10 protein-coding genes are annotated in these 13,334 nt (G+C 61.6%); 6 read left to right on the top strand and 4 right to left on the bottom strand.

Annotation, left to right across the window (positions count from 1 at the left end):
- Positions 1 to 43: 43 nt before the first annotated feature.
- Entirely contained in the window at positions 44 to 2,029 is a 1,986-nt protein-coding gene (locus tag RSO67_RS20695; protein ID WP_315840381.1) for a carbohydrate porin, read from the top strand.
- 58 nt (positions 2,030 to 2,087) lie between these two features.
- On the opposite strand, the gene RSO67_RS20690 is transcribed toward RSO67_RS20695, so the two are convergent.
- Together RSO67_RS20690 and RSO67_RS20685 are read right to left on the bottom strand one after the other, a co-directional pair.
- On the bottom strand, positions 2,088 to 3,728 hold the full coding sequence (locus RSO67_RS20690) for an FMN-binding glutamate synthase family protein (protein ID WP_315840380.1): 1,641 nt from the start codon (positions 3,726 to 3,728) through the stop codon (positions 2,088 to 2,090).
- Between the two features lie 211 nt (positions 3,729 to 3,939).
- Positions 3,940 to 4,713, bottom strand: a complete 774-nt coding sequence (locus RSO67_RS20685) for a ferredoxin--NADP reductase (protein WP_315840379.1) — start codon at positions 4,711 to 4,713, stop codon at positions 3,940 to 3,942.
- Between the two features lie 374 nt (positions 4,714 to 5,087).
- On the opposite strand from RSO67_RS20685, the gene RSO67_RS20680 reads away from it, so the two are divergent.
- The gene (locus RSO67_RS20680) at positions 5,088 to 6,095 is read left to right on the top strand and encodes a hypothetical protein (RefSeq protein ID WP_315840378.1); all 1,008 of its coding nucleotides are present in this window, start codon (positions 5,088 to 5,090) and stop codon (positions 6,093 to 6,095) included.
- Positions 6,088 to 7,407 carry a bifunctional folylpolyglutamate synthase/dihydrofolate synthase gene (locus RSO67_RS20675; protein ID WP_315840377.1) on the top strand — a complete coding sequence of 440 codons (1,320 nt, stop codon included), beginning with the start codon at positions 6,088 to 6,090 and terminating at the stop codon, positions 7,405 to 7,407. Before RSO67_RS20680 ends, RSO67_RS20675 begins: the two co-directional genes overlap by 8 nt.
- 178 nt (positions 7,408 to 7,585) lie before the next feature.
- Here RSO67_RS20675 and RSO67_RS20670 read toward each other — a convergent pair whose 3' ends face one another.
- Both RSO67_RS20670 and RSO67_RS20665 read right to left on the bottom strand, forming a co-directional pair.
- Positions 7,586 to 8,503 (bottom strand): amino acid ABC transporter substrate-binding protein, encoded by a 918-nt coding sequence (locus tag RSO67_RS20670; protein WP_315840376.1) that lies wholly within the window; start codon positions 8,501 to 8,503, stop codon positions 7,586 to 7,588.
- A gap of 8 nt (positions 8,504 to 8,511) precedes the next feature.
- Positions 8,512 to 9,807, bottom strand: a complete 1,296-nt coding sequence (locus RSO67_RS20665) for a dicarboxylate/amino acid:cation symporter (protein ID WP_315840375.1) — start codon at positions 9,805 to 9,807, stop codon at positions 8,512 to 8,514.
- Between the two features lie 234 nt (positions 9,808 to 10,041).
- Between RSO67_RS20665 and RSO67_RS20660 the strand changes: the two genes are divergently transcribed.
- From RSO67_RS20660 to RSO67_RS20650, 3 genes are all read left to right on the top strand, one after another.
- A complete protein-coding gene (locus RSO67_RS20660) occupies positions 10,042 to 11,043 on the top strand; it encodes an NADP-dependent oxidoreductase (RefSeq protein WP_315840374.1) in 1,002 nt (333 codons plus the stop codon).
- Positions 11,044 to 12,173: 1,130 nt separating this feature from the next.
- Positions 12,174 to 12,632, top strand: coding sequence for a PaaI family thioesterase (locus RSO67_RS20655; protein ID WP_315840373.1), 459 nt, complete (start codon positions 12,174 to 12,176; stop codon positions 12,630 to 12,632).
- A 220-nt stretch (positions 12,633 to 12,852) separates the two neighbouring features.
- Complete coding sequence (locus RSO67_RS20650; RefSeq protein WP_315840372.1) at positions 12,853 to 13,266, top strand: response regulator; 414 nt, start codon at positions 12,853 to 12,855, stop codon at positions 13,264 to 13,266.
- The last annotated feature ends 68 nt before the right edge of the window (positions 13,267 to 13,334 follow it).

Raw genomic sequence — 13,334 nt, 5'->3', positions numbered from 1 at the left:
ACAACGGCCGCATGAAGTACCCCGATCGATCACGAGCATTGTCGTGAAGCGCGTTCTGGCCGGTTTTGCGCTGGGTGCACTGGCATTCGATGGCTCTGCGATCGCGGCCGATATTTCGCCCGACATGGCGCTGAAAGCGCCCCGCCTGGTTTACGACTGGACCGGGTTTTATCTCGGCGGTCACATCGGCTATGGCGGCGGCAGCTTTGGTCCCGGCAGCAATGCGCTGCCCGCGCAGGGCGTTCTCCTGCCGCCTTCGCCGACCGGCCTGATCGGCGGCTACCAGATCGGCTACAACAGGCAGCTCAGCAACAACGTCGTGCTGGGCTTCGAGGCCGACGCCACGTTCAGCAGTCCGCAGGACGCAGCGCGGTTGATGCCAGCGCCTTTCCATACGACCTTCGACTATTTTGCGACCGCACGTGGCCGCATCGGCTACGCCTTCGGCGCGTTGATGCCTTATGTCACCGGTGGCGCGGCGTGGGGGCGTACCAAGCTCAATCTCAATGATGCCGACGGCGACCTCATATCATCGGCGACCCGCACCCATTTCGGCTGGACCGCAGGCGCGGGCGTCGAATTTGCCGTTGGCGGCAACTGGACTGCGAAGGCCGAATACGCCTATCTCGATTTGATGCGGCAGACCTATGACCTCGGCAATGCCGGGCTGCCGAATGTGAGCGTTGATCCGAATATTCACACCGTCAAAGTCGGCTTGAACTATCGGCTGTGGGACACGCCGCCATGGTTGCCGTCGGCCCCCATCGCCGGCAAGACTGTGCTGCCGGAATCGACAGACTGGAACATTCACGCCCAGACCACCTTCATCGCGTCCGCCTATCCGCGAATTCGCTCGCCCTATGAAGGCACCAACAGCCTTCCCGGCGGCGGCCAGGGGCGCGAGACCTTTACGACGACGGCGTTCCTCGGCTGGCGACTGTGGCAGGGCGGTGAGCTCTATCTCAATCCCGAGCTGGCGCAGGGCTTCGGCCTCAACTCCACGCTCGGCCTCGCCGGCTTCCCCAATGGCGAGGCACAAAAGGGCGGCGCGCCGTTTCCGCGCTTTCGCATGCAGCGCTATTACTTCCGCCAGACGCTTGGCCTCGGCGGCGAACAGGAAGACGTCCCCGACGCCGCCAATCAATTGGCAGGCAAGCGCGACATCGACCGCATCACGCTCACGGTCGGGCGGTTCGCCGTGGGTGATTTCTTCGATGGCAATTCCTACGCCAAGGATCCGCGCGCCGACTTCATGAACTGGGCGATGTGGTCATCGGCCGCTTACGACTTTCCAGCCGACCTGCCGGGCTTCACCCGCGGCGCCATCGTTGAACTGAATCGCAAGGACTGGGCGATCCGAGCCGGCCTGTTTCAGGTGCCGGCGCAGCCTAACAATGACGTCCTGACGTTCAAGACCGGCGGCGCGGTCGTCGAATTCGAGGAGCGTCATCAGATATTCGACCAGCCCGGCAAGCTGCGCGTCGGTGCCTTCATCAATCGCGGCAATACCGGCAGCTATCGCGGCGCACTGGCGATCGAGGCCAATGATCCCACGCTGGATATCAACGACGTGATGTCCTCGATCCGCCGCGCCAGCGACAAATACGGTTTCTACGTGAATGGCGAGCAGCAGGTTGCCACTGACGTCGGCATCTTCGGGCGCGTCAGCTGGAACGATGGCCAGAACGAGATTCTGTCCTTCACCGATATCGACCGCAGCGTCTCTGCCGGCGTCTCGATCAAGGGTAGCCATTGGGGCCGCACCAATGACACGATCGGCCTTGGCGGCGCGATCAACGGCCTGTCCGCTGCGCATCGCGACTTCCTCGCCGCCGGCGGCAACGGACTGCTGATCGGCGACGGACGGCTGAATTACGGCACCGAGCGCATTCTCGAAACCTATTATGCCTATGCCATCGACAAGAACTTCACCCTCACGGCCGACTACCAGCTGATTGCGAACCCTGCCTACAATAAGGATCGCGGGCCGGTCTCGATCTTCTCGGGCCGATTGCACGGCGAGTTCTGACAACATCCTGCGCCGTTTGTAGCCCGGATGAGCGCAGCGATATCCGGGCTACAATAATCTAGGCCGAACGTTCCAGAGCTGCTGGCAGGAACGAGCCCGCTTGCGCCATCTCCCATGCATCGCGAAAGCGCTTATCACCGGTGCCATCGACCAGTTCGTTGTGGCGCAATGCCGGATACATCCGCGTGAAGGACAGGACGTCGGTGCCGGAGGCGCGGTGCGAGAAATGGATCGGGCGAATATCCTGCGGATGATCGAGCCCGGCTGCCGCAATCAGCTCGGCCAGCGCATGCAACGTCGCCTCGTGATAGTTGTAAACGCGATCGGTCTTCTGCGGCACGGCCAGGGCGCGATTGCGCGTCGGGTCCTGCGTCGTGACGCCGGTCGGGCAACGATCGGTGTGGCAGCTCAGTGACTGGATGCAGCCCAGTGCGAACATGAAGCCGCGCGCCGAATTGCACCAGTCGGCGCCAAGCGCCATCGCGCGGGCGATATCGAAAGCCGTCGCGATCTTGCCGGAGGCGCCGATCTTGATGCGGTCACGCGCGCCGATGCCGATCAGCGCATTGTGCACGAAGTTGACGCCCTCGCGCATCGGCATGCCCAGATGGTCCATAAATTCCAGCGGCGCCGCGCCCGTGCCGCCTTCATTGCCATCAACCACAATGAAATCCGGATAGATGCCGGTCTGCAGCATCGCCTTGCAGATCGCGAGGAACTCCCAGGGATGGCCGATGCACAGCTTGAAGCCGGCCGGCTTGCCGCCGGACAGCCGGCGCATCTTGTCGATGAACTCCATCATCTCGATCGGCGTTGAAAACGCCTTGTGATAGGCTGGCGAGATACAATCCTCGCCCATGGCGACGCCGCGGATGCGCGATATCTCTTCCGATACCTTCGCCGCCGGCAATACGCCGCCATGGCCGGGCTTTGCGCCCTGGCTGATCTTGAGCTCGACCATCTTGATCTGCTCGTTGACGGCAAGCTTCGCGAAGGCGTCGGGGTCGAAGTTGCCATCACGCGTGCGGCAACCAAAATAGCCGGAGCCGATCTCCCAGATCAGGTCACCGCCCATTTCCTGGTGATACGGGCTGACGCCACCTTCGCCTGTGTCATGGGCGAAGTTGCCACGCTTGGCGCCGGCATTCAGCGCCCGGATCGCATTTGGGCTGAGTGCACCAAAGCTCATAGCCGAGACGTTCAGTACCGAGGCCGAATAGGGCTTGAGGCAATCCGGACCGCCGATGGTGATGCGAAATTGCTCAGTCGCATGCGGCCGCGGCGCGACCGAATGGTGCATCCACTCATAGCCCTCTTCGTAGACGTTCTTCTGGGTGCCGAAGGGACGCTTGTCGAGCACCATCTTGGCGCGCTGATAGACCACCGCGCGCGTGTCGCGGCTGAACGGCATGCCATCCTTTTCGCTCTCGAAGAAATACTGCCGCATCTCCGGACGGATTTCTTCGAGCAGGAAGCGGATATGCGCCGAGATCGGATAGTTGCGCAGAACCGCATGGTCCTTCTGCAGCACGTCGTGAATGCCGAGCATGGTCAGGCCGCCGAAGACGATGACCGGAATGACAACGAGAGGGATGACCTTGGGGTCGTGAATGCCAATGCCGACCAGCAGCAAGGTGGCGACGCCGCAGATCGTCAAAACGATGAAGCGCGGCGAGAGGGGAAGCATCAACGTTTCCATAAAATCCTGCCTGACATGAATGGCGCTAGCGTTACACAGACCCGATGACGCAAACATCACAAGCGCGTTGCCGCAGAGCATCGCACCCGAGCGCCCAATCTAGCGCGCCACGCTCAATGAATTGTTGCCAAAAGCGAGAGCCTGAAACGACAAAACCCGCGCCGAAGCGCGGGTTTTGCAGTGCAGTGCATTTCGATGGTGTCGGGCTGCCTTAGCGCTCGACGAAAGCCTTCTCGATCACGAAATGACCGGGCCTGTTGCCGCTGCCTTCGGTGAAATCGCGCTTCTCAAACATGACCTTCAGGTCTTCGAGCATCGCCGGACTGCCGCACAGCATGACGCGGTCGGTGGCGATGTCGAGCAGGCCCTGGCCGATATCCTTGAAGATCTGGCCGGACTCGATCAGGTCGGTGATGCGGCCGCGATTGCGGAAGGGCTCGCGGGTGACCGTTGGATAATAGGTGAACTTGTCCTTCATCAGCTCCCCGAACAGCTCGTCCTTCTGGAGTCGTTCGACCAGACGCTCGCCATAGGCCAGCTCCGAGACCTGCCGGCAGCCATGCACCAGCACGACCTGCTCGTACTGCTCATAGACTTCGGGATCCTTGATCAGGCTGGCAAAGGGCGCGAGACCGGTGCCGGTCGACAGCATGAGAAGGCGTTTGCCCGGCAGCAGACTGTCGGTGACCAGCGTGCCCACCGCCTTACGCGCGACCAGGATGGTGTCGCCTTCCTTGATCTTCTGCAGGCGCGAGGTCAGCGGGCCATCCGGCACCTTGATGCTGAAGAATTCCAGCTCTTCCTCGTGGTTCGCGCTGGCCATCGAATAGGCGCGCAGCAGCGGCTTGCCATCGACTTCGAGGCCGATCATGGCGAACTGGCCGTTCTGGAAGCGGAACGAGGTATCGCGGGTGGCTTTGAAGCTGAAAAGTGTATCGGTCCAATGCTGGACAGAAAGAACTTTCTCTCTGTGAAAGGCGCTCATGAGATTTGATTTTCCAGTGCGGGCTTTTTTAGAACAAGTCCATTGTTTGCCGCGTCACGATGCCGAGAAACCATTGCGGCTATTGGCTAATTTTGGTTCTCGCAGCTGCGAATGACAATTAGTCAAAGTAGCCATGAAGTGCAATTGCGGACTGAGGGAGGCGGTCGATTAATTTCCAAAGCAGGTTACCCATGCAGCAGCAGCCCATCTGGCCGCGACATTAAATTACCCGATATGGGAGGTTTCGTTCAATTTCTTGCCGGACACCGTTAATGGTATCCGGCTGGATCGCCCGATCCCGATCCGGTAGTTTCCGGTCACCTCGTTAAAGTCGTCGCAGGCGGCTTTTCGTTCAATCGTCGGCCTGGTCCTTGATGACATCCCTTCGCGACATCCGGGCCGGAAAGGCCACATTCTATCCCGACCAGTCGATCTATGCCGAATACGCTTGCCGCCAGTTCGGGCTGGATTTCGCCGACGTCGATGGCGGAACGGGCCTGATCTTTACTGTCGGCCGCGACGGCAGGAGCGCTTCCTTCGGTGCCGGACGCGGCTCGTTCTTTCCGCAGAACAACGCCACGGCTGCGACGCTGGCGAATGACAAGTATTTCGCCAATGTGCTGATGGAGCGCGCCGGCGTCCCGACTTTGGGCGGGAAATACTTCTTCCTGCATGAGCGTTATCGCGCCCATCGCCCGCCCGGCCACGAACACGCCGACGCCGTCTGGCATTTCGCCGAACTCGGTGACCGGGCCTTCATCAAACCGCTGATGGGATCGCGCGGCGACTTTGCGGAGATTGTCGTGGGCGGCGATGCGCTGATGGCCTATCTCAGGCAGGTTGCACAGTATTATGACGCGATCCTGATGCAGCGCATCTATACCGGCCAGGAATATCGCGTGTTCATCCTCGACGACGAGGTCGTGTATTGCGCGCAGAAGACGTCGCCCTTCGTGACGGGCGACGGCAAGGCGACGCTCAGGCAATTGATCGCCGCGGAAACGTCCGCGCTGGACCGCCACGGCATTTCGTCGGTCACGTCAGGTCTCGATGACGCCTCCCTCGATCGCGTGCTGCCATATGGCGAGCGGCGCGCGATTCCCGGCCGGATGAATCGCAGCGCAGGCGGCAGCATGAGCTTTACGGCGCCGGGCAACGAAACTGTTGCCTTTGCGATGGCGCTGCAGGCCGCCAAGGCGCTCGGCCTGCGCGCTGGCGCGGTCGACCTGTTTACGGATATCGACGGAGATGCTGCGGCCTTGCGCGTGATCGAGGTCAATGCCAATCCGTCGATCCGCTTTCTCGAAGACAGCGGCCGCGAGGATCTGATCCTGCGCATCTGGCGGCATACATTCACGGCGATCGGCCTGCTCGATGTTTAACCTGCCCAAATATGGCGACGGCCTCTGCCTCGCCCGGCTGGCGATGCTGCTCGATGCGCTGTCCATCGACCGCATCAGGCTGCGCAGACATTCCGTGGTCGTCACCGGCTCCAACGGCAAGGGCTCGACCGCGGCATTCTGCGCCAGCATCGGACGTGCTTTCGGCCTGCGAACGGGCCTGTTCACGTCACCGCATCTCTATCGCTTCAACGAGCGCTTCCAGATTGACGGCGTGCCTGTCGATGACGAATTGCTGGAAGCCCTCGTACTGCGTGTCGCCACCGCCATCGCCGATCTCAAGCAGCACACGCTGCATGAGACCTTCGGCGCCTTCGAGGCTCAGTTCGCGCTGGCCTGCCTGTATTTCCAGGAGACCGAATGCGAATTCGCCGTGTTCGAGGCGGGCATTGGCGGACGCTACGATCCGGTTCGGCTGGTCGGCGCCGACATCACCTGCGTCACCTCGGTCGATCTCGAACACGTCAACCTGCTCGGCAACTCGCTGGAGCTGATCGCCTGCGACAAGAGCGATGCGTGTATCTCGGGCGGCACCGTCGTCTATGGCGAGAACTGCCTGCCCATGCGCGGCAATCTCGCCGAGTACAACCGCAACCGCAACGTCACCGGCCTGCATATCGGCGACGAGATCACGATCAGCAACGTCTTTGCGTCAGCCAAGGCCCAGGCCTTCAACTGCCGGCTGGGCGCATTCGATCTGCGCGCGCTCGAACTCATGCTGGCCGGCGAGTTCCAACTCAACAACGCCGCCATCGCGGCTGCGCTGTTCATTCTCTGGATGCAGCGCATGCATCCGGATGCGACCACCAGCGCCATCGATCTCGCGGTTCGGACCGGGCTGCGCGATACCAGATGGCCGGGACGGCTCGAGATCGTTCAGCGCGATCCCCTGACCGTCATCGATGTCGGCCATACGCCTGATGGCGTCGCACAAGCCCTGAAGAGCCTTCGCGCCATCCATGGCGACGACAACTGGTTGCTCGTGCTCGGTGTCTCCGGCGACAAGAATGTCGATGATATCGCCAAGCATCTCGCGCCCGTCTTCGATACGATCGTCTGTACCCGCGCCTATCACAAGGGCGCAGACGCGCGCGTGGTCGGCGCTGCCGCGCGCAAGGCTCATCCGGCGGCGCGCATTCATGTGGCCAATGCCATGGAAGACGCGGTGCGCCTCAGCCAGCAACTGGCGCGCGCCGTGCCGCGCAAGATCTATGTGGCGGGTGGACTGTTCGCGGCGATCGAATATGCGACGGTGCTGCGCGGCGGCAAGGCGCAGGATCTGGTGTTTTTTTGAGAGATTAAGCGGCCTCTCGGCTGTCGTCCCCGCGAAGGCGGGGACCCATACACGCCGATTAAAAGATTTAGCACCGTGGCTACGGCAGTTTCTAACCTCAGGCTCGGAGGTTATGGGTCCCCGCCTTCGCGGGGACGACATTTGATAGTACCGCGGACCTAATGCAGAACGCTAAGCCTCAATTCGTCCCGCCCGCTGAGTCGTCCAGGACCTTGAAGCTCTCTTCCAGCTGCGGCGAGATCGAGACGCCCATGCGCTCGCCGGTCGGCAGGCGGGCGACGAACCATTTGTTGTAGAGCGGGATCAGATCGCGGTTGGAGCCGAGCCGCCGAAAGGTACGCTCGACGACGTCACTCAATTGCTTCTCGCCCTTGCGGAACATGATGCCGTAGGGATCGTAGGACAGGTAATCGCCGACAACACGATACTTATCCTGTGACTTGTGCCGCGCGATCAGGCCCGACAGCAGGATATCGTCCGTCGCAAACGCATCGGCCTTGCCGTCGACCAGCATCTGGTAGCTCTGTTCGTGGTCGGGCGAGACCACGATGTTGAGGCCGAGATTGAACTTCTTGTCGACCGCATGCATCGCCTGTTCGTTGGTGGTGCCTTTGGTGACGACGATGGTCTTGCCCTTGAAGTCGGTCGGCGCGGTGCCCGTCGTGGTTTTCGGCACCATCAGCTTGGTGCCGGCGACGAACATCAGCGGCGAGAACGCGACCTGCCTGCGCCGTTCGGCATTGGCCGTGGTCGAGCCGCATTCGAGATCGATCTTGCCGTCGACCACCGCGGGAATGCGATCGTCCGACGTCACTTTTACATATTCGATCTTGAGCTGGGGATCGTCGACCTCGATGCCGATATCCTCAACGATGGCCTCGCAGAGTTCGAGACTGTAGCCGATCGGCCGGCCCGCCTGGTCGAGGAACGAGAATGGCGGCGAGCTCTCGCGGTAGCCGAGTTTGACCACATGTGCCTTCTTGATCGCCGCCAGCGTCGGGCTAAGCCCTTCCGCAGGCGCTTGCGCCTGCGCAGCCGTCGCCAGCAGCAGAGTTGCCAGCAGCCCGGTGATCGAACCGGTCAGATAGTAGCGCATCACGCACCTCAACCATGTCCGAGGGCGGGGATTTCTCCGGGAATCATGTCGCCAGGCACCACATCGTCGGGACCCAGCTCATGTTCGGGCGCGAGTTCGCCCTCCCATTTCGCGACCACGGCCGTGGCCAGCGAATTGCCGATCACATTGGTGGCGCTGCGGCCCATATCGAGGAAGGTGTCGATGCCCATGATCATCAACAATCCGGCTTCCGGAATGTTGAACTGGCTGAGCGTCGACGCGATCACCACCAGGGACGCACGCGGCACACCGGCCACGCCCTTCGAGGTGATCATCAGCGTCGCCAGCATCGCGAGCTGCGTGCCGAGCGACATCTCGATGTGATAGGTCTGCGCGATGAAGATGCTCGCGAAGGTGCAGTACATCATCGTGCCGTCGAGATTGAACGAATAGCCCAGCGGCAGCACGAAACTTGAGATGCGCGACGAGGCGCCAAAGCGGTTGAGGCCTTCCAGCGTCTTCGGATAGGCGGCTTCCGAACTTGCCGTGGAGAAGGCGATCATCAGCGGCTCGCGGATCAGCCGCAGCAGATGGCTGTAGCGCGGGCCGATGACGACAAAGCCGACGACGATGAGGATCGCCCACAGGATCGCCAGCGACAGATAGAAGCCGCCCATGAAGACGATCAGCTTCCAGAGTACGCCGAGACCGTTCTTCGATACGGTCGCCATGATCGCCGCCCACACCGCCAGCGGCGCGAACAGCATCACATAGCCTGTCACTTTCAGCATGATGTGACCGAGGTCATCGATCAGCGCCAACATCGGCTTGGAGCGTTCCGGCATCGCGCCCATGGCAACGGCGAAGAAGATGGCGAAGATGACGATCTGCAGGATCTCGTTCTGCGCCATCGCATCCGCGATAGAGGTCGGGATCAGATGGGTCAGGAATTTCTCGATGGAGAAAGCCGACACCGGCAGGCCCGTCGATTGCCCCGCAGCCGGCAGCGTTCCCGGGAAATTCGCGCCGGGCTGCAACAGGTTGACCATCACGAGGCCGAGCAGCAGCGAGATGAAGGAGGCGCTGACGAACCAGCCCATGGTCTTGGCGAAGATGCGGCCGAGCTTGGAGCCCGAGCCCATATGAGCGATGCCGCCGACCAGCGTGGCGAAGACCAGGGGCGCGATGATCATCTTGATCAGGCGCAGAAACAACATGGCGATCAGATTGACGTCGGCCGCGATCTCGACACGGCTATCGGGCAAATAGTTGAAAACCAACGAGCCCATCACGATGCCCAGCGCCATCGCGATCAGAATGTATTGCGTAAACCTGTTCGACATACCGACCCCCGTTACACATTCCCAACTGCGACAGTCTGTCATATTGATCAGGGCACGCAACCAGCTTCGTCAGCCGCGTACCGTTTCGGTATCATCAGGCGGTAAATAGCCGTTGTGGATTGCCGCGCTGCCGCATAGCGTCATCGCCAACTACAAAAACTGTGCAGCCTGATTGTTTTGTACGCGGCGACTGCAACAAGTTTCGACAAAGGAAGAAACAGGGAGACAACGGCCATGACCGACACCGTCAATCATCAGGTGCTGCTCGTCGAAAAGCCCACAGGAAAATTGGGGCCCGAGCATTTCAAACTATCAAAGGGCCCGATTCCCGAGCCGAAGGATGGCGAAGCGCTGCTGCGCGTGCGTTACATCTCGCTCGATGCCGCCAATCGCGCATGGATGCATGGCGCGACCTATCGCGCGGCTGTCGAGGCCAATACGGTGATGGCGGGCGGCGGCATTGCCGAAGTCGTGTCCTCGAAGTCGCCTGCGCTGAAGCCGGGTGACATCGTGTTCGGCGACACCGGCTGGCAGAATTACGCGGCGGTGCCAGCCAAGCATCTCAACAAAATGCCGAAGATGGAGCCGATGACGCATCTGCTCAGCGTCTATGGCATTGCCGGCCTCACCGCCTATTTCGGGCTGCTCGATGTCGGCAAGCCCAAGGCAGGCGAGACCGTCGTCGTCTCGGCGGCGGCAGGCTCGGTCGGCTCCATCGTCGGCCAGATCGCCAAGATCAAGGGCTGCCGTGTGATCGGCATCGCCGGCGGCAAGGACAAGTGCGACTGGCTGACCAAAGAACTCGGCTTCGATGCTGCGGTGGACTACAAGGACGGCGCGGTGTTCAAGGCGCTGAAGGCGGCTGCTCCCAGTGGCATCGACGTCTATTTCGACAATGTCGGCGGCGACATTCTCGAGGCGTGTCTCGCACAAATGAATCTCAACGGCCGCATCGCCTGCTGCGGCGCCATCTCGCAATATGACGGCGCGCCCTCTGCGACCGGCCCGCGCGGCGTGCCCGGTCTCATCGTGGTGAAACGCCTGATCATGCAGGGCTTCATCGTGATGGACTATATGAACCAGCGCGAAAAGGCCCTGACGGATCTGCAGTCCTGGGTCGCCGCGGGCAAGCTCAAGGTGCAGGAAGACGTCATCGATGGGCTGGAGAACACGCCGCAGGCACTGATCGGTTTGCTGGCCGGTGAGAACCGCGGCAAGCGGATGGTGAAGGTGTAGGGAGTATTCGTCATTCCGGGGCGGGATCGACGCCGCAGGCGCCGAGGCCGAGCCCGGAATCTCGACATGGGAGTGTCTCGACAACGCCAAGCCACCTCAAGATTCCGGGCTCATTCCGGCCCGCTTCGCGGCCCGGCCTGCCCCGGAATGACGAGCGGGGACGCTTTCTCTTTTCAAATTTCAAACAGCCACTGCTCTTCAGACATGCGTCATCGCCCCCATTGTTTGCGGCGCGGGGGCGCCGTCGTCGCTTGCATTCCCACCCTCCTGTGAGAGGGCGTGCGGAACGCCGGGTGCCCGTTGCACCCTTGGGCCTGATGCGAATGCGGTCTTCCGCAATTGAGAGTGCATCAGGACTTTCGGAGGCGCCGAGCAAGTGCCCGACGTTCCGCCTGCGGTGTTTTTTCAGCCTGCTTGCACTTTGCCTTGGCGAACGGTCCGATCACCAAAATGATGGTCCCACGGCGGAGGGACAGGGAGCCTCAAGCGAGTAAGCCGGACGCGTTTCGATTTGGTCGTCCGTCACACTGTCCAGAGGGTCTTTCCATCCGAAGGCCGGCCGTCTCCTTGCCAGTGGCAGTGCTGGCGCAGATCCGTCCTGCCCGAAGACAGACGTCACCCGTGAACCGCGTAACGCCGCATCTCCGGCGTCCACCGCATCCAGCCCCGCGAACGTGACGATCGCGATCGCCCCTCTCGGTGGGGCAGGACAAAGGGGAATATAAACCTGATGGAGATGCTGTCAACGGGAGATAGGAAAAAATGTTTAAGCACTGTCCTGCCGTTCCATACCCGTCATTCCGGGGCGCGAGGAGGCGCCGAAGGCGGCGTATCGCGACCCCGGAATCTCAGCATGGGAATCTCCAGACAGCGCAAAACACTCGGGGATTCCGGGTTCAGTCCGGCCCGCTGTGCGGTCCGTCCTGCCCCGGAATGACGTGTGTAAATCGGGCTTCCCCGCCACTCCAAATGGAGTGGCGGGGTTCACGCTCTGCCAGCTTCGCCGACGACGAGCCATGCAGATTGCGACGCGCCCCCTCGCCGCGACGTCCTATCCACCCGTCCCGCGCTTTTGTATGACCTAGCATCACTCCCTCCAGCCCATCGATATCTCGCAAGAAGGAAAATCCATGACTGATGCGGCGACTGACGCGGCCTATGCTGACCTCGAAGCCGCCGGCTGGCGCATCATGGACGATGACGGGTTCATCCATTTCGTCGGCCCGATGTGGCACCGGATCGTCGATGGCATCAATGAATTCGCCATTCTCGGCCAGGACAAGCACCGCAACCGCCGCGGCGTGGTTCAGGGCGGGGCGGTGATGACGCTGGCCGACCGGAGCTGCGGCATGGCGGCGCGCGAGGCTGCAGGGGTCGAGGCGCTCGCCACGGTCCAGATGGATACTTATTTCGTCGATGCCGCGCGGATCGGCGACCTGATGATCTCCCGGCCGAAGGTCGTGCGCGCCACCAAGAGCCTGATCTTCATGAGCACCGAGGTCAGTGTGAACGATCACGTGGTCGCCACGGCGCATGGTGTGTTCAAGACAGTCCGCGACCGCACCGATGCCGGGCGCAAGAACGACTGACCCGGCGGCCGCCGCGGATTTCCGTCATCTTCACGATTTTTTTTCGCAGGCGGCGGAACGAAAGCACGAGCAGCTCGCTTAGCAAAGACATGCGAACCAAAACAGTTTTTACGCGACCTATATTCGTATTGGATTGATCACGTTTAGACTGACCGACGCTTTCGACCCGAACCATCCCGGCCCTGCGGCCCATGGAACCGGCGATCAAGGTTCAAATCCCATGGCCCAAGACGCTGCCGTAAACAACGCCACCCTCCCCGCCACCGTCCTGGTCGTCGAGGACGACGTGCTGCTGCGCATGTTTGCGGTCGAGATGATCGAGGACGCCGGTTTCCGGGTGATCGAGGCGCCGGACGCTGACGCCGCGATCCGCGTGCTCGAAGCGCGCAACGATATCCGCATCATCTTTACCGATATCGACATGCCCGGCTCGATGAACGGGCTCAAGCTCGCCCATGCGGTCGCCAATCGCTGGCCGCCCATTCGCATCATCGCGACATCAGGCCACTTCAGGATAGGCGAACGCGACCTGCCGGATGGCGGCCGCTTCATTGCCAAACCCTATCGCCAGCACCAGATCATCGGCGCCCTCACCGAACTCGCAAATCCCCGCAGCGCATTCGGCGGGAGATAAGCCCCGTTCGCAATTGCGCTCACGCTTGACGCCTCCACACCGCCCAGTCACGCTGGTTCCACGATACC

Origin of the sequence: Tardiphaga sp. 709 (genome assembly GCF_032401055.1) — a bacterium.
Classification (GTDB): domain Bacteria; phylum Pseudomonadota; class Alphaproteobacteria; order Rhizobiales; family Xanthobacteraceae; genus Tardiphaga.
The sequence above is the reverse complement of the archived record's forward strand: the minus strand, read 5'-3'. Positions and strand labels throughout refer to the sequence as shown.